Consider the following 20,928-nt stretch of genomic DNA (forward strand, 5'->3'; position numbering starts at 1 on the left):
CGGCTGGGGCTCGTGTTGCTACCAACAGTAGTTGGCATGATCGTCACGCGACGACGTTGGGCGCGGAATCGTCCGGCGCGCCCTGGCCAGCCCGGGAACCCAGCGGCTGTCCGCGCAACCTCTGGGACAGCACGGTAGTGATGCCATCCCCGCGCATCGTCACGCCGTAGAGCGCGTCAGCGATCTCCATGGTGGGCTTCTGATGGGTGATCACGATCAGCTGCGAGGTCTCGCGAAGCTGCTCGAACAGGTTGATCAGCCGACGCAGGTTTGTATCGTCGAGCGCGGCCTCCACCTCGTCCATGACGTAGAACGGCGAGGGCCTCGCCCGGAAGATCGCCACGAGCATCGCAACCGCCGTCAGCGATTTCTCGCCGCCCGAGAGCAGGGAGAGCCGCTTGACCTTCTTGCCGGGCGGGCGCGCCTCGACCTCGATGCCCGTGGCCAGCATGTCGTCGGGGTCGGTGAGCACCAGTCGTCCCTCGCCACCGGGGAACAGGGTGGCGAACACGGTGACGAACTCGCGCTCCACATCGTTGTAGGCGTCGGTGAACAGCTGCAGGATGCGCTGGTCGACGTCGTCGACCACATCGAGCAGATCCTTGCGGGCGGCCTTGACATCCTCGAGCTGGGTTGCGAGGAAGTTGTACCGCTCCTCGAGGGCCGCGAACTCCTCGAGGGCGAGCGGGTTGACCTTGCCGAGGGTGGCGAGGTCCTTCTCCGCTGCCTTGAGGCGCCGTTGCTGGCTGGGCCGGTCGTAGGTCATCGGCTGCGGCTTGCTGACGGTCTCGCCGCGCTCGCGCGCGAGCTCGTATTCCCGCATCTCGAGCGCGGAGGGCGGCATGGGCACATCGGGGCCGTACTCGCCGATCAGGTCATCCGCGGCGATGCCGAACTGCTCGAGCACGGTCTCCTCGAGCTGCTGGGCACGCAGCGCGGATTCCGCGCGGGCGATCTCGTCCTTGTGCGCGGCATCGGTGAGCCTGCCGAGCTCAACGGTCAGCGCGTGCCGCTGCTCCCGCTCCCGGTTCAGGGCAGCACTGGCATCGTCACGTTGCCGCGCGAGCTCGGTGCGATGGCCTGCCGCCGCCTCGACCGCCACGGCCAGGCGGGCCCCGAGCTTCTCCGCGGATTCGCCGATGACGTGTGCTAGCTCGGCTGCCGCGTGGCGACGCTGGTGGGCTTGCTCGGCGCGGGCGCGGGCTTCCCGCTCGGCGCGCGCGGCCCGCCGGAGGGAGTCGGCCTTGCCGCGCAGCGCTCCGGCCCGTTCCTCGGCGGTGCGGGCGGTGAGGCGGGCATCGATCTCGGTGGCGCGCGCGGCGGCGAGAGCGTGGGCGGCGGTCTCGCGCCGCGCCGCGGTTCCGGTCTCGTCGGGGGTGTCGTCGCTCTCGCCCTGGGCGCGGCGCAGGCGTTCCTCATGGTCGGTGAGCTCGCCGAGCAGTGCCGCGTGCTCGGACTCGGCACGGATGCGCTGCTGCAGGAGGTGGTCGCGCTCAGCGCTGGCCACGCGGGCCGCGTGCCCGTGGCGGGCGAGCTCCTCCTGCACCTGGACGATCGAGGAATCACTCGCGGTGAGCGCGGCGTGCGCCTCTGTGACGGTCGCGCGCCGGGTCTCGAGGTCGTCGACGGCCCCGGCGAGGGCTGCAGCGAGCTCCTCCGCGCGCTGGGCCGCGGACTCGAGCGCTCCGGTGGCGGTGTCGATCCCGGCCTGGATCTCGAGGGCCGAGGGAGCCTGGCTGGTCCCGCCCTCGATCCAGGCGGTTCCGCGTGCCTCGCCGCCCAGGGTGACAAGGCGGGCGTCGGGGTGATCGGCGAGCAACTGCGGGATGAGGTCCTCGTCCTCCACGACGAGGGTGCGGCCGAGGCGGGAGCGCAGCGCCGGGAGGTACTCGGGCGGCACGGTGGCGAGCTGGTGCGCCCACCAGGCACCGGCGGGCAGAGGTGGCTCGTCCGCGCCGTCCCGGGAGTGGTGCGCATGAAGGATGACGGCCCGGCCACGGTCGGCGGCGCGCAGCGCGGCGAGCGCGGACTCCGCATCGGCCGGCGTCTCGCAGGTCAGCGCGTCAGCGGCGGTGCCCAGGGCCGCAGCGATGGCGGTCTCGAAACCTGGTCGTGGCTCGATGATGTCGGTGAGCCGCGGGCCCAGGGCGCCATCATGGTGCTGCACGAGCCAGGCGGGGGCATCTCCGCGGAGCAGTGATGCCGCTAGAGTGTCGATGCGGGATCGCAGCGACACGACCTCATGCCCGGCCTCGCGCTCAGCGGCGCGCAGCCCGGCCACGCGCTCCTCGGCCTTCGCGAGCGATGCCGCGGCCCGCTCGTGCTGCCGGTCCAGGGTGTGCTCGCTGGCCTCGAGCTCCTCGAGCCGGGCGAGCGCGTCCTCCACCTGCTGCTCCGCCTCCTGCTGGCGCTGCATGGCGGCGTCGATGCGATCGTCGAAGCGGGTGATCTCGCCGTCGAAGGACTCCGCGCGGGTGCGCAGGTTCTCGACCTTGCCAGCGAGCCGGGCCAGGCCCTCGCGGCGATCGGCAATGGATCGCACCGCGCTGAAGTGCTCCCGCTCGGCCTCGGCTGCCTCGTCCTCGCAGCGGGCGAGCTCCTCGCGCACTGTCTCGAGCGCGGCCTCTGCCATCGCGACGGACTCCGCGAGCTCGAGCTCCTGCTCGGCGGCCTGCTCGGCCTGTTCCTCGAGGACCTCGGGATCCTGGCCGCGATGCGCCGCCCCGCCGGACTCGAGGTGGCGGGCCCGCTCCCGGGCGATCTGCATCGTGGAGCTGACCCGCTCCGAGATCGCGGACAGCCGGAACCATGTCTGTGATGCTTCCTCGGCGCGGGGGGTGATCGACTCGACCTGCTCCTCGAGAGCCATGGCCCGCTCCGTGGTCTCGTCGAGCCGCTCCCGCACCTCACCGGCTCGCTCGCGAGCGCGATCCTCGTTGCGCTGCTGGTCGGCGAGCTCCGCCCGGCGCCGCACCACATCATCGGCAGCGATCCGCAGCCGCGCATCGCGCAGCTCCGCCTGGATGACCTGGGCGCGTCGAGCTACATCTGCTTGCCGGGCGAGGGGCTTGAGCTGGCGCCGCAGCTCGGCGGTCAGATCGGTCAGGCGCGCGAGGTTGGCCTGCATCGCGTTGAGCTTGCGCACGGCCTTTTCCTTGCGGCGGCGATGCTTGAGGACGCCCGCCGCCTCCTCGATGTAGGCGCGCAGGTCCTCGGGGCGGGATTCAAGGATCTGGGAGAGCTGGCCCTGGCCGACGATCACGTGCATCTCGCGGCCGATCCCGGAATCGCTGAGCAGCTCCTGGATGTCCATCAAGCGGCAACCGGTGCCGTTGATCTCGTACTCGCTGGCACCGTCGCGGAACACGCGCCGGGTGATCGATACCTCGGTGTAGTCGATCGGCAGCGCGCCATCGGAGTTGTCGATGGTCAGGGTCACCTCGGCACGGCCGAGCGCGCCCCGGCCCGCGGTGCCGGCGAAGATCACGTCCTGCATCTTGCCGCCGCGCAGGGCCTTGGCGCCCTGCTCCCCCATGACCCAGGACAGCGCATCGACCACGTTCGACTTGCCCGAGCCATTGGGGCCGACCACGCAGGTGATGCCGGGCTCGAACTGCAGCGTGGTAGCCGATGCGAAGGACTTGAAGCCCCTCAGCGTCAGTGATTTCAGATGCACGGCAGGGCTACCGCTCCTCGAAGCCCACGAGATCGCCGCGAGGCTCGTCCCACGATTCGACGACCACGCGCACCGATCCGGGAGTGGTGCCCGAGCGCAGCAGGCCGAGCAGCGTCTCGCAGTCCTGCCGGGGCCCCTCCGCGACGACGAGGACCCGGCCGTCGCGCTGGTTGGTGGCATGACCGCTCAGGCCAAGCTCGAGCGCGCGGGCGCGGGTCCACCACCGGAAGCCCACGCCCTGCACCCGGCCATGCACCCATGCTGTCAATCGCACCATGCCGCCATTATGGACGCAGGCACCGACAGAACAGCAAACCACGCGCCGCCGACGGTCTCCTGGCCGCTGGTTAATCACCGGTGGCGGTGGCGTCCCGATCAGCCGCGAAGGCGGATGCGCGGGATTCGCGGCGGGAAGATCTGGCCGGGAACGAGCGCGAAGCGAGGGAGCCGCACCGGCAGCTCGGGAGCGCGGGCAATGCTCACGGCCGGAATGCTGAGCGGGCCTAGCCGCCCCAGGCTGCGTAGCTCCAGCCATGCGGGGCCGGCCGGGGTACCAGCGGTCGCATGGGAACTGGTCGCCTGGGGCTTGGCCGACTGGGGCTTGTCCGACTGAGCGCCGATTGCCGCTTGCTCAGGAGTCGCGGCCGGACGTGGCTGGGCGGCAGGCCGGGACGGGGCAGCGGATCGCACCGGGGTGATCCCCGTGGTGGAATGCCCGGCACGGGCGCGCGCACCGAAAGTACCGACGGGCCGGTACAGCTGGCTCGGGCGATGGCTCGCCGCGCGCGGGTTGCCCGGGCGGCGCGATCGGGGCGCTCCGGCTCCTTGGCGTGGTGTGGTCATGACTCCCCCTCGATGGCCAGGTTGATCTTCGAACCTGCCTTGAGGGTACGGCCCACCGTGCAGCTCCGCTCGATCGCACGCTCCACCACCGTCAGCAAGCGCTGCTGCGCGGCCTCGTCCAACTCGCTGAGATCCAGCTCGACAACCTCGTCGAGGACGGGATACACCTCGTTCTCGCGATCGGGGCTACCCGTCACCCGGATCCGGGCATCGTAGGTCTCGCCCAGCCGGCGCGACAGCGGCAGGTCCGACGACAACCCCGAGCAGGCGGCGAGCGCGATCTTCAGCAGCTCGCCGGGCGTGAACGCGCCTTCGACATCCACCGAGCCGATCTGCACCTCCGCGCCGCGGGAGCTTCGACCCACGTAGCGGCGCACCCCGGTGCGATCCACCCACAGCCGGGTGTCCTCGGGGTTGGGATTGCGGATCTCGGTCTCATGGCGCTGATCTGTCATGCCGGTAATAATCGCACCCGGAGCGCGGATATTCCGAACGCGCGGAGGCGGGGCGCTGCTGGTGCTGCGCCGCGAGCTCCGGCTGCGTCGGGCGCCCAGCCGCAAACGCGATAGAAGCCCCGAGAAATCCAGGTCGGCTTCTATCGCGTTTGACGGTATCCCGTGCTTTTGCCGTCGGCGGGCGCCGTCAGCCGCCGCCCTCGCCTGGGCCCGCGCCATCGAGCAAGCGCGGCATCAGCGTACGTTGGCGGGCTGCCGCAGCGGTGTGAGGTTGTACTTCTCGAGGTCGAACTCGCTGAGCAGCTTGCGCATCAACGTCGTCGAGTACGGCCAGGCAGCGAAGTTCTTGCCGTTCGCATCGAGGTAGTAGGAAGCACAACCGCCGTGGTTGAACACGGTGCGCTCGAGAGCTTGCTGGATGTCGTCGTTGAACTCGCGCAGGACCTCGGGCTTGAGCTCGAAGACCTCGAACCCATGCTCGTCGGCCTTCTTGATGGCGTCGACGACGTAGCGCATCTGGTCCTCGGCGATTCCGAGGAAAGAGTTGTAGACGAGCAGGTTCGGCCCAAGGAGCACGAACCCATTGGGCACATTGGTGGTCGTGGTGCCGAGGTATGCCTCGGGGCTGACCGACCAGGCCTCGGAGAGGAAGTGCCCGTCGGCGCCACGGACGCGCTTCGAGATGGGCGGGTGACTGACGTCGAACCCGGTGCCGAAGATGATGACGTCGACCTCGCGGGTGGTGCCATCGTTGGCGGTGATGGTGCGGGGGCCGAGGCTGGAGAGCGCGTGCGGGATCAGCTCGACGTTGGGCTTGGTGAGCGCCGGGTAGAAGTCGTTCGAGATCAGGAGGCGCTTGCAGCCGAGGCTGAAGTTCGGGGTGAGCGCCTTGCGCAGCTCGGGGTCCTTGACCTGGGCGCGGAGGAAGCTCTTGCCGATGATGTTGAGCTTGCGCGCGGCCTTGTCGTGGCGCATGGCAAGGGTGAGCAGGCGCAGGACACCGTCGAGGCCGTGGCGGAGCCCGCGCTGGGTGGAGGGTGCTTTGCGGAACAGGGTCTTGACGGCGCCGGGCATGGGAGCGTCGAGGCGCGGGATGACCCACGAGGCAGTGCGCTGCAGGACATGCATCTGGGCGACCTGGGGCTGGATCTCGGGGATGAACTGCACCGCGGAGGCACCAGTGCCGACGACGGCGACACGCTTGCCGGTGAGGTCGAGGTCGTGGTTCCAGCGGGCGGAGTGGAAGATCTCGCCCTCGAAGGAGTCGATGCCCGGCACGTCAGGCAGCTTGGGCTCAGTGATGGGCCCGCCCGCGAAGATCGCGAACTGGGACCGGAAGCTGCCATTGGTGGTGTCGATCAACCAGCGGCGCTCGTCGTTGTCCCAGCGCGCCTCGGTGACCTCGGTGCGGAAGCGGATCTTGCGGTAGGTGTCGAACTTCTCCGCGGTGTCCTCGATGTATTCGAGGATGTCGGGCTGCAGCGCGAAGGCCGAGCGCCAGTCCGGGTTCGGGTTGAACGAGAACGAGTAGACGTTGGAGGGGATGTCGCATCCGCAGCCGGGGTAGGTGTTATCGCGCCACGTGCCGCCGACGCGGTCTGCCTTCTCCAAGACGATGGCGTCGTCGATGCCCGCTCGCTCGAGAGTGATGGCGGCGGCGACTCCGGCGAGCCCGGCCCCGACGATGATGACGCGGTGTTCCTCGCGGTCAGCCATGGTTGATTCCTATCGTTGTGGTGAGGCCCGGGTTGTGTGCTCCGAGGTGTGAACCCAGCCCAGCGACTCAGCTCCCATGTTATCTGGACACAGTGTCCCACTCTTGGGCCGGGGCGCGCGAAATGCCGCCCTCAGCGTGGCGCGCGTGCCAGCCCGCCAGGCACGGCACGCACACGCGGCCGAGGCTGGCACACCGGGCACGAGAACGACGAGCGGTTCATGAACGATTCGCGCCGCATCACTGCCCCGCAGCGGCGGCACGGCTCCCCAGCCCGGCCATAGGCATCGAGGGATCGGCTGAAGTATCCGGACTGCCCGTTGACGTTGACGTACAGCGCATCGAAGGATGTGCCGCCCTGCGCGAGGGCCTCGACCATCACCTCACGAGCAGCGTCAAGAATCGCCCGCAGCCGCGGCCTCGTCAGCTTCGCCGCGATCCGCTCGCCATGCACCCCGGCCCGCCACAACGCCTCGTCGGCATAGATGTTGCCGATGCCGGAGACCACAGCTTGGTCGAGCAGTACCCGCTTGATCGCTGAGGTGCGCGTGCGCATTGCCTCGACCGTTGCTTCGCGGTCCCACAGTGGATCGAGGGGGTCGCGCGCGATGTGCCGCACCGGTTCGGGCACCGTGCCACCCGCGCCGTCGTCGACGAGGTCCGCGAGCATCCAGCCGCCGAAGGTGCGCTGGTCCACGAAGCGCAGCTCTACGCCGGTGTCGAGCGTCGCGATGATGCGCGAATGCTTCTCCCTGGCCGCGACCGGTGGCTGCACGAGCATCTGCCCGCTCATGCCGAGATGCACGACGATGCATTCGCCCGGATCCGCCGCCGCATGTACCCCAGCCGCAGCGATATCGAGCCACAGGTACTTGCCGCGCCGCCGCGCACCGCTGATCACCTGGCCCCTCAGCCTGCCCGCGAGATCCAGCGCCCCCGGCATGTGCCTGCGCACAGCGCGATCGTGCAGGACGTCGATCCCGATGATCCGGCTCGGCACCACATGGCGCTCGAGGCCCCGCCGAACCACTTCGACCTCGGGGAGCTCAGGCACGCTCGCGCACCCCAACCGAAGCGAGCAACGAAAGGCGGCTCACGAGTTCTCCGACAATGCGTGCCACGCCGCGCCCGCGGCTTTCTGCTCGGCTTCCTTCTTGGTGCGGCCCACGCCTGCGCCCAGCTCGCGGCCGGCGATGACGGCTGTCGCGGTGAACTCCTTGTCATGGTCCGGCCCGCTCGCGGTCACATCGTAGGACGGCACGCCCAGGCCCTGCTCCGCGGTGAGCTCCTGCAGGCTCGTCTTCCAATCGAGTCCGGCACCAAGGCGCGGCCCCCGCTCGAGGAGGTCCTCGAACAGGCTCATGACGACCTCGCGGGCAACGTCCAGCCCATGATCAAGATAGATCGCGCCCAGGATGGATTCCATGCCATCGGCAAGGATGCTGGCCTTGTCCCGCCCTCCGGTGAGCTCCTCGCCCTTGCCGAGGCAGATGTGCGCGCCCAGCCCGCCCGGACCGAGATCGCGGGCCACCTCGGCGAGCGCGTTCATATTGACCACGCTCGACCGGATCTTCGCGAGCTCTCCCTCGGGCTTGTCGGGATGCTGCTTGTACAGGTGCTCGGTGATCGTCAGGCCAAGCACGGAATCGCCCAGGAACTCCAGCCGCTCATTGGTGGGCAGGCCGCCGTTCTCATAGGCGTAGGAACGGTGGGTCAGTGCCAGGGTGAGCATCTCGTCGGAGATCCGCACGCCCAGTGCGTCGAGAAGTAGTCCACGATCTGGGGTGTTGCTCTCGGACATCGATTCCTTCACCTGTTCATGACGCTGGGCACCCCGCATGCACGAGTGCGCCTCGCTCCGGTCTTGGTCCCGAGCAGGCCGCGAATCAGGATCGGGACGAATCCATCCCGTCCTTCTTGTCCAGCAACGCCGCCCACCGAGGATCTATTGTGTCATGCCCATGGTCGGGCTCGGCCGAGGAAAGCGGAACCCCGCACTCGGTGCACAATCCGGGGCAGTCCTCGCTGCACACTGGCTGCAAGGGAAGCTCGTCGCCCAGGCCATTGACCACGACCGGGCCAAGATCGATCAGGTCATCAACGAGGAGCTGGACCTCGTCCTCCTCCGTCGTCTGCGAGGTAGTGCTGTTCGGATAGGCGAATAGCTCGACCAGCGACACCGCCACATCCTGCTCGGTCGGCTCGAGGCACCGCACGCAATCACCCACCGCGACACCGGAAACAGTCCCGGTCACCAGGACGCCCTCGCTGACCGACTCGAGGCGCACATCAATGGTGACCTCGCCGCCCGCGGGGATCGCGATCATGTCCAGGCCAAGACGCTCCGGGGCCGCCACCACCCGATGCACCTCGCGCATCGATCCGGGCTTGCGCCCGAGGGATCGCGCGTCCAGCACAAACGGCGCATTCTCATCAGGCCGCGCCGGACCATGCTGGGAAGACTTCACAAGCTCACGCTCCGATTCTGGTTTGCTTCAGGAAGCCACCAGTCTACCGGCGCCGGCCCCCTGCGCGATCCTCCACGAGCGGAGCCGCACCAGTGGGCGCTATCGGAGCGGCATCACGGAGCCGCTGGCGACCACGATGCACCGATCGGATGGTGCCGTTGAGGAACTCCTCGAACTCACCAAGCTTCGAATCGACATAGAGATCGCACTCGCCGCGCAGCCGCTCGGACTCAGCGTGCGCGGTGTCGACCACCCGGTTCGCCTCGGCCTGCGCCGCCCGCACGACCTCGGAATCCGACACCAAGCGCTGCTGCTCAGCGACACCCTCGCTGACCGCGCGCTCATAGGCGGTGTTGCCCGACTCGATGAGCCGGTTCGCCTCGCTGCGCGCGCGGGCCGTCATGGCCTCGAACTCGCGCTGCCCGCCCGCGATCGCCCGGTCCGCCTCGGCCTGCGCCTCGGTCACAAGCTGCTCGGCATGCGCCTTTGCCTCGGCGACCATGCGATCAGCCTGCGCCTTCGCATCCCGAAGCATGCGATCCGCGTCCTCGCGCGCATTGGCGACGGTCGACTCCGCCTCGGAAGTGGCGGAGGACACGGTCTGCTCCGCCGTCTCCCGCGCGTCATTGACCAGCTGATCGCGATGATCCAGGACATCCTGCGCGTCGTTGAGCTCAGGCTCATACATTGCATGGATCTCGTCGAGCAGTTCCAGGATGTCCCCGCGCGGCACGATGCACCCCGCGGTCATGGGCACGCTGCGTGCCTCCTCGACGATCGCGACGAGCTCGTCCAGAGCACCGAAAACCCGATACACCGCTACCCCACATCCTCGACTGTGCCATCGCGGCACGTGTTCGTGACATTCGCTAGTCTGCCCGCTCCGCGCGGAATCCGCATCATCGCCGCGCGAGCGTGTCAGTGTTGCAGCATAGCCCGTGGCCGCCAATCGACCCGGACAGCTGAATCACCCCTGCTTGCGCTGGGTCACCCCTGCTTGCGCTCGGCGATCCGGGCGAGCAGGGCCTCATGAACGGCGGCGGGCAGGTGCTGCGCCACCTCGCCACCGAGGGTGGCTACTTCCTTGACCAGTGAGCTCGACACGAAGCTGTACACGGGGTTGGTGGCAGTGAAGAAGGTGTCCACGCCCGTGAGCTCCTTGTTCATCTGCGCCATCTGCAGCTCGTACTCGAAATCACTGACCGCGCGCAGGCCCTTGACGATCGCATCGAGGTGCTCCTGCCGCGCGTAGTCCACGAGGAGCCCCTGCCAGGAATCCACCGTCACGTTCGGAAGATGGCTGGTGACGGTGCGGATCAGCTCGAGCCGCTCGTCGACGCTGAACATCCCCTTCTTGCTGGGGTTGACGAGCACGGCGACAACGACGCGATCGAAGTTCTTGGCCGCCCGCTCGATAACGTCGAGATGGCCGTTGGTGATGGGGTCGAAGGACCCGGGGCAGACAGCTCCGCTCATGGCGTTGACCGTAGCAGCTGGCTGTGGCCTTCCGTTCGGAGACTGTTCCTACCACCCAGGTGCTACCCATGGGTGCCATCGGCAGCCGGAACTCGGCCTGGCCGGACCACACCGGCGCGGCCCCAGCCTCACGCCTGCGCGAACCTTCACCCGGCGCGGGCAGTGGAGACTTTTCCCGCCTGGAGGGGGAAAAGTTTCCACTTGCGACCGCCAACCAGCGCGCCAGCCAACCGCCAGCGCGCCAGCCAGCCCGCTACTCGTCAGCCCGGGAGCTCGGCGATGCAGATGCGGGTCTCCCCGTAGTCGCGGGCGCGCAGCGGCTCGAGGAGCTCGGGCCAGATGGGCTCCGGGGATCGCGCGGACCGCTCGATGACAACGACCGCGCCGGGCACGAGCCACTGCTGGTCGAGGAGTCGCTGCAGCAGTTGGTGGATGCTGGCGTCATCGACGTCATAGGGCGGGTCGGCGAGGACGAGATCGTACGGCGTCACCGGGGCGCGCTGCAGGATGGCAAGGACATCCCCGCGCACCACATCGGCGCGGGCGCTCAAGCGGGTGGCGGCGAGGTTGCTGCTGATGATGCGGGCCGCCCGGGCGTCGCGCTCGACGAGGGTGGCGTGCTCGGCGCCGCGGGAGAGCGCCTCGATGCCGAGTGCGCCTGATCCCGCGTAGAGGTCGAGCACCCGCATGCCGACGAGGTCGAGGCGTGCGTCGAGGGAGCTGAACAGGGCCTCGCGCACCCGGTCGGAGGTGGGTCGGGTGCCGCGGGGCGGCACGGCGATGCGCGTGCCGCCCACGCTTCCGGCGATGATGCGGGTCATTCCGATTCGGTGGATTCGATGACCGCGATGAGGTCACCGCCCTCGACCTGCTGCACCGCGCTGATGGCGAAGCGGGAGACGGTGCCTGCCTTGTGCGCGGTGATGGAGGCTTCCATCTTCATCGCTTCGATGGTGGCGATGGTCTCCCCCGCCTTGATGGAGTCACCGGAGGCGACGGAGACGGTGACGACCCCGGCGAACGGTGCTGCGAGATGATCGGGGTTGTCCTTGTCGGCCTTCTCGGAGGTCGGTGCCTCGCTGGCGACGGAGCGGTCGCGCACCTTCACAGGCCGCAGCTGCCCGTTGATGGTGCACATGACGGTGCGCATGCCGCGGTCATCGGGCTCGGCGATGGCCTCGAGGCCGAAGATCAGGGTGACGCCAGGCTCGAGGTTGACCTGGTGCTCCTCGCCCGGCTGGAGCCCGTAGAAGAACTCGAGGCTGTGGACGACGGAGGTGTCGCCGTACTGCTCGCGGTGGTCCTCGTACTCGTGGGTGGGCACGGGGAACAACAGCCGGTTGAGGGTGGCGCGGCGGGCATCGTGGTCGTCGCCGGAGAGGATGCCGGTGTCCTCGGCGGAGAGCTCCGGCACGGGCTTGGCGGCCGCCCTGCCCTCGAGCGCCTTGGTGCGGAAGGGCTCGGGCCATCCCCCGGCGGGGTCCCCGAGCTCGCCGCGCAGGAATCCGATCACGGAATCGGGGATGTCATAGGAGCCGGGGTTATCGGCGAACTCCTCGAAGTCGACGTCGGCGCCCACGAGGTGCAGGGCGAGGTCACCGACGACCTTGGAGGACGGCGTCACCTTCACGAGGCGGCCGAGGAGCCGGTCAGCGGCGGCGTACGCGGACTCGATCTTCTCGAAGCGCTCCCCGAGGCCCAGCGCGATGGCTTGCTGCCGCAGGTTGGACAGCTGCCCGCCGGGGATCTCGTGCTCGTAGACGCGGCCGGTGGGCGAGGGCAGTCCGGACTCGAAGGGCGCGTAGACCTTCCGGACTGCTTCCCAGTACGGCTCGAGGGCGCACACGGCTCCGAGGTCGATGCCGGTGTCGCGCTCGGTGTGCGCGGCGGCAGCGACGATCGCGGAGAGCGCGGGCTGGCTGGTGGTGCCTGCTAGGGAGGCTGCCGCACCGTCGACGGCGTCCGCACCGGCTTCCCACGCGGCGAGATAGGTGGCGAGCTGCCCGCCTGGGGTGTCGTGGGTGTGCACGTGCACGGGCAGGTCGAAGCGGGACCGCAGCGCGGTGACCAGCGTTGCCGCGGCGGGGGCCCGGAGCAGTCCGGCCATGTCCTTGATGGCGAGGATGTGCGCCCCCGCCTCTACTGCTTGCTCGGCGAGCCGCAGGTAGTAGTCGAGGGTGTAGATGTCCTCGCTGGGATTGGCGAGATCGCCGGTGTAGCTGAGCGCCACCTCGGCGAGAGCAGTCCCGGTCTCGCGGACCGCGTCGATGGCGGGGCGCATCTGGTCGACGTTGTTGAGGGCGTCGAAGATGCGGAAGATGTCGATGCCGGTGCGGGTTGCCTCGTCGACGAAGGCTCGCGTCACGGTTTCCGGGTAGGGGGTGTAGCCGACGGTGTTGCGGCCGCGCAGGAGCATCTGCAGGCAGATGTTGGGCACGGTCTCGCGCAGCTGGGCGAGGCGCTCCCAGGGGTCCTCATGCAGGAATCGCAGCGCCACGTCGTAGGTCGCGCCGCCCCATGCCTCGAGCGATAGCAGTTCCGGGGTGGTGCGGGCGACGTGCCCGGCGACGCCGAGGAGGTCGCGGGTGCGGACTCGGGTGGCGAGCAGGGACTGGTGGGCGTCACGGAAGGTGGTGTCGGTGACGGCGAGCGCGTCCTGCTGGCGCAGCGAGCGGGCGAATCCCTCGGGGCCGAGGGCAAGGAGCCGCTGCCGGGAACCGTCGGGGATGGGCGATTCCTTGTCGAGCGCGGGCAGCTTGCTGCGCGGGTCGATGTCGACGGGCCGCTCGCCGTGCGGCTTGTTGACGGTGACATCTGCGAGGTAGCGCAGCATGCGGGTGCCACGGTCAGCAGGGGTGTGCTGGTTGAGCAGGTGCGGGCGCTCGTCGATGAACGAGGTGGTGACGTTTCCCGCGCGGAAGTCGGGGTCGTCGAGCACGCCCTGGAGGAACGGGATGTTGGTGGAGACGCCGCGGATGCGGAACTCGGCGAGAGCGCGCCGGGCGCGGCTGACGGCGGTGCCGAAGTCGCGGCCGCGGCAGGTGAGCTTGACGAGCATGGAGTCGAAGTAGGCGCCCACCTCGGCGCCGAGCGCGGTGCCGCCGTCGAGGCGCACGCCAGCGCCACCGGGGGTGCGGTAGGCGGTGATGCGGCCGGTGTCGGGGCGGAACCCGTTGGCGGGGTCCTCGGTGGTGATGCGGCATTGCAGGGCTGCGCCGCGCAGGGTGATGGTGTCCTGGGCGAGGTCGAGGTCCGCGAGGGTGGCGCCGCTGGCGATGCGCATCTGCGATTGCACGAGGTCTACATCGGTGACTTCCTCGGTGACGGTGTGCTCGACCTGGATGCGGGGGTTCATCTCGATGAACACGTGCTGGCCGCGCTCGTCGAGGAGGAACTCGACGGTGCCCGCGCAGGAGTAGCCGATGTGCCGGGCGAACGCGACAGCGTCGGCGCAGATCTGGTCGCGGGTCTCGGTAGGCAGGTTTGGTGCCGGGGCGAGCTCGACGACCTTCTGGTGGCGGCGTTGCACGGAGCAGTCGCGCTCGAACAGGTGGATGACGTTGCCGTGCTGGTCGGCGAGGATCTGCACCTCGATGTGGCGCGGGTTGACGACGGCCTGCTCGAGGAAGACGGTGGCATCGCCGAACGCGGACTCGGCCTCGCGCTGGGCTTGCTCGATGGCTTCGCGCAGCTGGGCGGGCGCGTCGACGCGCCGCATTCCGCGACCACCACCCCCGGCGACGGCTTTGACGAAGACGGGGAATGTCATCTGTTCCGAGGCGGAGACGAGTGCATCGACATCATCGGTGGGCTCGGAGGAGTCGAGGACGGGCAGCCCGGCCTCGCGGGCCGCAGCAATGGCGCGGGCCTTGTTTCCCGCGAGCTCGAGTACCTCGACGGACGGGCCGACGAAGGTGATGCCGGCGGCGTCGCACGCGGATGCTAGATCGGGGTTCTCGGAGAGGAATCCGTAGCCGGGATAGATGGCGTCCGCACCGGCATTGGTGGCGGCGGTGATGATCTCGTCGACAGAGAGGTACGCGCGGACGGGATGGCCGTGCTCGCCGATCTCGTAGCTTTCATCGGCCTTGAGGCGATGGAGGGAGTTGCGATCCTCGTAGGGGAACACGGCGACGGTGGAGGCACCGAGCTCGTAGGCGGCGCGGAAGGCTCGGACGGCGATCTCGCCGCGATTGGCGACGAGCACTTTGGTGAACATGGTGGTTCGGGCTCCTTGACCTGTTCGCTGCAGCAGCACTTGTTCGCTCCGCCGGTGGCCTGTGCTGCTGGTCGGCGGAGGGTGGGTGCCGCTCTCTTGGGAGAGAACACTACCGGTATCGCGTTGGGGGCGCGGGGTGCTCGGGCAGCGGACTATGCCTTGTCGAGATAGTCGATGCTGCTCGTGGTGGTGGCGGCGGCGATCATGCGGGCCAGGCCGGGGTGATCGGTGAGGGCGGGGTCGCGGGCAATGATGTCCTCGGCGAGCTCGCGGGCGGCAGAGATGGTCTCTGCGTGATCGAGGAGCGAGAGCAGCCGCAGCGACGTGCGCGTGCCAGACTGCGCCACGCCGAGGATGTTGCCCTCGCGGCGGGCCTGCAGATCGAGCTCGGCAAGCTCGAACCCGTTGGTGGTGGCGGCCACGGACTGGAGGCGTTGCAGCGCCGGGGAGCCCTCGGGCACCTCTGACATGAGAATGCACAATCCGGCGTGTTGTCCACGGCCGATGCGACCGCGCAACTGGTGGAGCTGGCTGATGCCGAACCGGTCGGCGTCGACGATCACCATCACGGTGGCGTTGGGCACGTCGACCCCCACTTCGATGACGGTGGTACAGACGAGCACGTCGATCTCTCCTGCGGCGAACTCCCGCATGGTGTGGTCCTTCTCGTCGGCGGGGAGCCGTCCGTGAAGGAGCCCCACGCGCAGGCCCGAGAGTGGCCCGGTGGCGAGGTGCTCGTGCATATCGAGGACGGGGGTGGTCTCCGGGCCCTCCTTCGCGGTGGGCGCGGCAGCGTCGTCGCCGATGCGGGAGCACACGATGTAGGCCTGCCGGCCCTGCTCGACCTCCTCGGTGATGCGCTGCCAGACGCGCGGCAGCCACTTGCGGGAAACTCCGAGGGCGAGCACAGAGGTACTGATTGGGCTGCGGCCGCGGGGAAGGCCGTGGAGGGTGATGACGTCGAGGGCGCCGAAGGCCGTCATGGCGATGGTCCGCGGGATGGGGGTGGCGGTCATGACGAGAGTGTGCGGTGTGTTGCCGTCGCGGCCGCGGCCGCGCAGCTGATCGCGCTGCTCCACGCCGAAGCGGTGCTGCTCGTCGATGACGACGAGCCCGAGGTCGAAGAACTCGACGGTGTCCTGGATGAGGGCGTGGGTGCCGATGATGATCCCGGCGTCGCCGGTGACCGTGGCGAGCAGCGCGGCCTTGCGCTGGCTGGTGGTCATGGAGCCGGTGAGCAGGGTGATGCGCGTGGCGCTCGCGGAGCTGCCGAGCTCACCGCCATTCCCGAGCTCCCCGAGCATGGCGCGCAGGGACCGGTAGTGCTGGGTGGCGAGCACCTCGGTGGGCGCGAGGAGGGCGCACTGGTGGCCGGCATCGATGGCCTGCAGCATGGCGCGCAGCGCGACGAGCGTCTTGCCAGAACCGACCTCGCCCTGCAGCAGCACGTTCATGGGGTGCGGCTGGGCGAGCCGCTCACTGATGCGCTGCCCTGCGGTGGCCTGGCCTTCGGTGAGGGCAAAGGGCAAGCGCTGGTCGAAGGCCGCGCCGATGCCGTCTGCCCGGGGCGGCAGCGCGGGCGCGGTGCGGGCAGCCTCGGCGTGGCGCTGCCGGGCGAGCACGAGCTGCATGACGAGGGCCTCGTCGAAGCGCAACCGATCGCGCGCGGTGTCGTGATCGGCGGGGGTGCTGGGCAGGTGGACGGCGCGCAGCGCGGTCTCGAGCCCCACCATGCCCCGCGCCTCGAGGAGATCGCGCGGCAGGGGATCCTCGATGGGCGCGAGCTGGTCGAGGACGATGCGGATGCAGCTCCAGATCTCCCAGCTCTGCATGGCCCGGGTGGAGTCGTAGATGGGGATGATGTCGCGGGCGAAGGCATCCTCGGTGAGCGTGCCCTCGGATTGCTGCTGGGCACGCGCCATCTGGGCGAGCTGGCCGCTGCCGTGCACGGTGGTGCCGTCCTTGGTGGCGCGCAGCTCCACATAGCTGGGGTGGGTGAGCTGCATGGTGCCGCGGAAGTACTTGACCGTGCCGGAGAACATCATGCGCAGGCCAGGCTTGAGCACGTGCCGGAGCTTCTGCGGATTGAAGAAGGTGGCCTCGAGCTTCTGCCGATCGGCCTGCAGGGTGAGCTTGAGGAAACTGCCCTTGCGGTTGCGCATGGGGATCAGGTCCGCCCGGGCGATGCTGGCCACCACGGTGATGTGATCGCCCGGCTCTGCTTGCTCATCACCGATCGGGACGCCGTTGCGCGCGTAGCGGCGCGGGTAGGCGCGAAGGAGGTCGCCGACAGTGTGGATCTCGAAGTTCTCCGCGAGCGCGGCCACGGCCGCGGGAGCCAGCACACCGTCGAGCCGCGATTCAAGGCCGAGCTTGGTGCACGCGGTGGTCATTCCACGCCGATCTGCAGGATGTCCTCGTCCTGGCCGCTCACGTAGATCATCAGGTCCACACCGGGATGGTTCTTGTTGATGTGATCCTCGAGCTGCTCGGCGAAGGTGTCGTTGGTCTGCGCGGCGCCGCGCAGGATCGTGAGCAGCTCGCCACCGGCTCCGAGCATGAGATCAACGATGTGCAGCGTGGCGGCGAGGAACTCATCCTTGATGACGAGCACCTCGTGGCCAACCAGCCCCAGGTAGTCCCCCGGCTCGCAGGCCCCGGCGAGGGAGAGTGCCTTCTCCTGGGCGCGGCGCACGCTGCCCCATCGTGTCGCGGCGGCCGCGGCAGCCATGGCATACGAATCGTCGGAGGCTGCGCGGTGCGGGTCGTGCACCGCGAGCGCGGCGAGGCCCTGCACGAGGCTCGCGGTGGGCAGCAGCACGGCTGGATGCCCGAGCTGCCGGGCCTGGGTGCTCACCCCCACAAGCTCCTCGGGACGGATGAAGCCATTGGGAAGCACGAACACCTCGTCGGCCGTGGTGGCGAGGACCGCGTCGAGCAGTTCCTGCGGCGAGCATTCGTGGCCGCAGGTCAGCACTGATGCTCCCTCGGAGCGGAACAGCTCAGCGCCAGCTTCGCCGTTGACGATCGCGAGGACCTCGCGTACCCGGGGCGCCGAGGACGGTGTGAAGCCCTGCTGGTCGGCACCGAACGCGGTGATCCGGATGTCATAGGGCACGCCAGCAGTAACACCGGCCTCCACCGCCGCGCCCGGATCGGTGCTGTGCACATGCACTGAGAATGCCTCTGAACCGTCTCCCACGACGATCACTGAATCACCGAGGTCCGACAACTTCTCGCGCAGCACGGCGGCCGCGGCATCATCGCAGCCCCGCAGCAAGTACATGATCTCGTACTCGACGTCGCCCGTGGCGTACTCATGCACATGCTCGGTGCTGTGCAGGCATTCGGCACCCTGCCCCGCCGGAGCACTGCCGCTGCTGCCAGTGATGGTGGCCCCGGGCTGATGCCCGTTGCCCGACGGTTCCGCGAGCATCATGCCGCCGATGGCCGTCGACGGTGACGTCACAGATACCGTGGCCGCGCAGTCCTCCGCATCGGGCCGGGCGGTGGCACGCGCGGTGAACCGTGGCCGGGTCGTCGGCTCCCCTGTCACTACCTCGACGAGAGCATCAAGGATGATCAGCAAGCCCACGCCGCCGGCATCCACGACTCCTGCCTGGCCGAGCACGGAGAGCTGCGAGGGCGTCTCGTCCAGCGCCTCGACCGCGCCGGAGACTGCAGCGCGCGCCACGCTGGCGAGATCATCGTCCTCAGCGTCGCGGGCGGCCGTCGCTGCCCCGCGCAGCACGGTTACCACAGTGCCCTCGACGACATTCGACATGGACTGCCCCACGAGCTCGAGGGCCCCAGTGAGCGCGTTCCGCAGCACCCGCCCGTCGATGGAGCCGCCAAGCGCAGCGTCGGCGACCCCGCGCAGCACCTGGGACAGGATCACCCCGGAGTTGCCGCGCGCTCCAGCGACCGCGCCGCGGGCGAGCACCACCGCGACATCGTGGGTGGACATGCCGTCGAGGGGATCACACTCGGTGCGGGCCTTCTCATATGCCGCGCGCATGGTGAAGTGCAGGTTCGTGCCAGTATCGGAATCGGCAATAGGGAAGACATTGAGGACGTTGATCTCCTCGCGGCGAGCCTCGAGGCCGACCACGCAGGCGTGCGCCCACCGCATCAGCGCTCGCGCGTCGAGCGCATCAACAACTTCCAGCACTACCTGCTCACCTCCCTCGCGCTGTCCGAAAGCTCACGCTATGCCAAGCCTAGCCCGCGCCCTCGCCGGGAGGATACGGCTTGCCGGTGGCATCTGCTAGGGCAGCCGCCAGTCGATCTCGTCGCCACCAAGATCGAGCAGATGCTCGTTGGCGCGGCTGAACGGCTTGGAGCCGAAGAAGCCCCGAGACGCCGAGAGCGGCGAGGGATGCGCGGACTCGATGATGGGCACATCCTGCAGCATTGGCTTGAGCGATGCCGCATCCTTGCCCCACAGGATCGCCACGAGCGGCTCATCGCGGTCGACCAGCGCGTGGATCGCCTGTTCTGTCACGGCCTCCCAGCCCTTGCCCCGGTGCGACGCGGGCTGGCCCGGCTGCACCGTCAGGACACGATTGAGCAGGAGCACTCCCGCCCGCGACCACGGCGTCAGGTCACCGGTCGCTGGCATCGGATGGCCAAGATCGTCGCAGTACTCGCGGAAGATGTTCGCGAGGCTGCGCGGAACCGGCTGTACCTCCGGTGCCACCGAGAAGCTCAGCCCCACCGCGTGGCCTGGCGTGGGGTACGGGTCCTGCCCGACGATCAGCACGCGCACCTCGTCGAGGGGCTGCTGGAACGCCCGCAGGACATTCGTGCCGCTAGGCAGGTAGCCGCGCCCATCGGCGATCTCGCCACGCAGGAACTCGCCCATCACCCCGATCACTGGCTCCACCGGGGCCAGCGCTTCCGCCCAGCCTTCCTCGACGATCTCCGATAGTGGCCGTGGCGCCATGCTGCCTCGCTTCTCCGTCGCGTCCCCACACATCACTGCGCCAGCCCCCCGAGCTGCCCCGGGCATTCTCCGGGAGAGGGTCAGTCGAGCCGGCGCAGCGCCTCACGATAGTAGGAAGCGTTGGCCATGTACACGGCGGTGTTTCCATCGACGTGTCCCTCGGGCACCTCGTAGCCCTCCCGGATGCGGGCGGGAACTCCGAGGGCCATGCGGCGCGCGGGCAGCTCGAAGTTGAACGGCACCACCGCGCCAGCGCCCACGATGGCGCCCTCCCCCACGACCGAGCCGTTGAGCACGACCGAGCCCGAAGCGATCAGGCAGTTCGCGCCAATGGTGGCGCCCTCGATGTGCGCGTTATGGCCGATCACGCAGTTCTCGCCGATCACGGTGGGGTGCACTCCCGTGCAATGGATGATCGTGCCGTCCTGGATGTTGGTGCGGGCCCCGACCTCGATGGTTCCGTAGTCGCCACGCAGCACCGATGAGGGCCAGACGCTCGCGCCAGCACCGAGCGTGACCGCGCCGATCACGACGGCATCGGGATGCACATACGCCTCGGGGTGGATGGATGGTTCCCGGTCGCCCAACGCATAGATCGCCATGACCACATCCTAGGACATGTGAGACACCCTGTCCGGGGCAGGAGGTGTCGACGGCGCCGTGTTGCCAGGCACCACGCACAAGGCCGGGCGCGGGGATCGCTCCCCACGCCCGGCCAGGCAGTTCTCTCGTCGAGCTACTTCTTGAGCGCGATCCGCTCGTAACCCACGATCAGAGCGGCCGCCACAACGATGCCGACCAGCAGGGCCCAGATGTTGAAGCCCTCCTTGTCAGCGACAGCACTGACGATCGCGGAGCCCGCGAAGGCGCCCACGGCACCGAGCACGACGGTCAGCAGCATCGACACCTGCTGCTTGCCCGGCAGCACGAGTCGCGCCAGCACACCGATGATCGCGCCCACGACGATGGCTACGATGATGCTCCAAATCATGACAAACACTCTCCTTGGTCAAGTAGTACCTGGACACCTCAAGTCTTATCAGTCCAGCAGGCCACTGCAACCGGAAGAGCGAAAACTGCAACGGGATCGAGACTGCGGGCAGGTTGTTGCTGGCAAAGAGCGCTTTAACCG

At 68.8% G+C, this 20,928-nt stretch carries 17 protein-coding genes; all 17 read right to left on the reverse strand.

Annotation, left to right across the window (positions count from 1 at the left end):
• Positions 1–43 precede the first annotated feature (43 nt).
• Positions 44–3,676: a chromosome segregation protein SMC gene (gene smc, locus QC765_RS01995; RefSeq protein WP_278312736.1), complete on the reverse strand. Its 3,633-nt coding sequence runs from the start codon at positions 3,674–3,676 to the stop codon at positions 44–46.
• A 7-nt stretch (positions 3,677–3,683) separates the two neighbouring features.
• Positions 3,684–3,953 (reverse strand): acylphosphatase, encoded by a 270-nt coding sequence (locus QC765_RS02000; RefSeq protein ID WP_278312737.1) that lies wholly within the window; start codon positions 3,951–3,953, stop codon positions 3,684–3,686.
• 98 nt (positions 3,954–4,051) lie between these two features.
• A complete protein-coding gene (locus QC765_RS02005) occupies positions 4,052–4,519 on the reverse strand; it encodes a hypothetical protein (protein ID WP_278312738.1) in 468 nt (155 codons plus the stop codon).
• Positions 4,516–4,974 (reverse strand): OsmC family protein, encoded by a 459-nt coding sequence (locus QC765_RS02010; RefSeq protein WP_278312739.1) that lies wholly within the window; start codon positions 4,972–4,974, stop codon positions 4,516–4,518. The genes QC765_RS02005 and QC765_RS02010 overlap by 4 nt, the downstream gene beginning before the upstream one ends.
• Before the next feature lie 234 nt (positions 4,975–5,208).
• Positions 5,209–6,690, reverse strand: a complete 1,482-nt coding sequence (locus QC765_RS02015; RefSeq protein ID WP_278312740.1) for a flavin-containing monooxygenase — start codon at positions 6,688–6,690, stop codon at positions 5,209–5,211.
• Between the two features lie 131 nt (positions 6,691–6,821).
• Positions 6,822–7,742 (reverse strand): bifunctional DNA-formamidopyrimidine glycosylase/DNA-(apurinic or apyrimidinic site) lyase, encoded by a 921-nt coding sequence (gene mutM, locus QC765_RS02020; protein WP_278312741.1) that lies wholly within the window; start codon positions 7,740–7,742, stop codon positions 6,822–6,824.
• A gap of 39 nt (positions 7,743–7,781) precedes the next feature.
• A complete protein-coding gene (gene rnc / locus QC765_RS02025; RefSeq protein WP_278312742.1) occupies positions 7,782–8,489 on the reverse strand; it encodes a ribonuclease III in 708 nt (235 codons plus the stop codon).
• 85 nt (positions 8,490–8,574) lie between these two features.
• The gene (locus QC765_RS02030) at positions 8,575–9,156 is read right to left on the reverse strand and encodes a YceD family protein (RefSeq protein ID WP_373876633.1); all 582 of its coding nucleotides are present in this window, start codon (positions 9,154–9,156) and stop codon (positions 8,575–8,577) included.
• Positions 9,157–9,199: 43 nt separating this feature from the next.
• Positions 9,200–9,973, reverse strand: coding sequence for a DivIVA domain-containing protein (locus QC765_RS02035; protein ID WP_278312743.1), 774 nt, complete (start codon positions 9,971–9,973; stop codon positions 9,200–9,202).
• 170 nt (positions 9,974–10,143) lie between these two features.
• Positions 10,144–10,632: a pantetheine-phosphate adenylyltransferase gene (coaD, locus tag QC765_RS02040; protein ID WP_278312744.1), complete on the reverse strand. Its 489-nt coding sequence runs from the start codon at positions 10,630–10,632 to the stop codon at positions 10,144–10,146.
• Between the two features lie 260 nt (positions 10,633–10,892).
• Positions 10,893–11,453, reverse strand: coding sequence for a 16S rRNA (guanine(966)-N(2))-methyltransferase RsmD (gene rsmD, locus QC765_RS02045; RefSeq protein WP_278312745.1), 561 nt, complete (start codon positions 11,451–11,453; stop codon positions 10,893–10,895).
• A complete protein-coding gene (locus QC765_RS02050; RefSeq protein ID WP_278312746.1) occupies positions 11,450–14,851 on the reverse strand; it encodes a pyruvate carboxylase in 3,402 nt (1,133 codons plus the stop codon). The genes rsmD and QC765_RS02050 overlap by 4 nt, the downstream gene beginning before the upstream one ends.
• A gap of 152 nt (positions 14,852–15,003) precedes the next feature.
• Positions 15,004–17,244 (reverse strand): ATP-dependent DNA helicase RecG, encoded by a 2,241-nt coding sequence (gene recG / locus QC765_RS02055; protein WP_278312747.1) that lies wholly within the window; start codon positions 17,242–17,244, stop codon positions 15,004–15,006.
• Positions 17,241–19,022, reverse strand: coding sequence for a DAK2 domain-containing protein (gene fakA, locus QC765_RS02060; RefSeq protein ID WP_309297286.1), 1,782 nt, complete (start codon positions 19,020–19,022; stop codon positions 17,241–17,243). Before fakA ends, recG begins: the two co-directional genes overlap by 4 nt.
• 96 nt (positions 19,023–19,118) lie before the next feature.
• Positions 19,119–19,796 (reverse strand): uracil-DNA glycosylase, encoded by a 678-nt coding sequence (locus QC765_RS02065; protein ID WP_278312748.1) that lies wholly within the window; start codon positions 19,794–19,796, stop codon positions 19,119–19,121.
• Positions 19,797–19,876: 80 nt separating this feature from the next.
• Positions 19,877–20,398, reverse strand: a complete 522-nt coding sequence (locus QC765_RS02070; RefSeq protein ID WP_278312749.1) for a gamma carbonic anhydrase family protein — start codon at positions 20,396–20,398, stop codon at positions 19,877–19,879.
• A 134-nt stretch (positions 20,399–20,532) separates the two neighbouring features.
• Complete coding sequence (locus tag QC765_RS02075; protein ID WP_278312750.1) at positions 20,533–20,787, reverse strand: GlsB/YeaQ/YmgE family stress response membrane protein; 255 nt, start codon at positions 20,785–20,787, stop codon at positions 20,533–20,535.
• Positions 20,788–20,928: the final 141 nt, after the last annotated feature.

The sequence above is a fragment of the Hoyosella levis genome (genome assembly GCF_026008515.1).
In the GTDB taxonomy this organism is placed as follows: Bacteria; Actinomycetota; Actinomycetes; order Mycobacteriales; family Mycobacteriaceae; genus Lolliginicoccus; species Lolliginicoccus levis.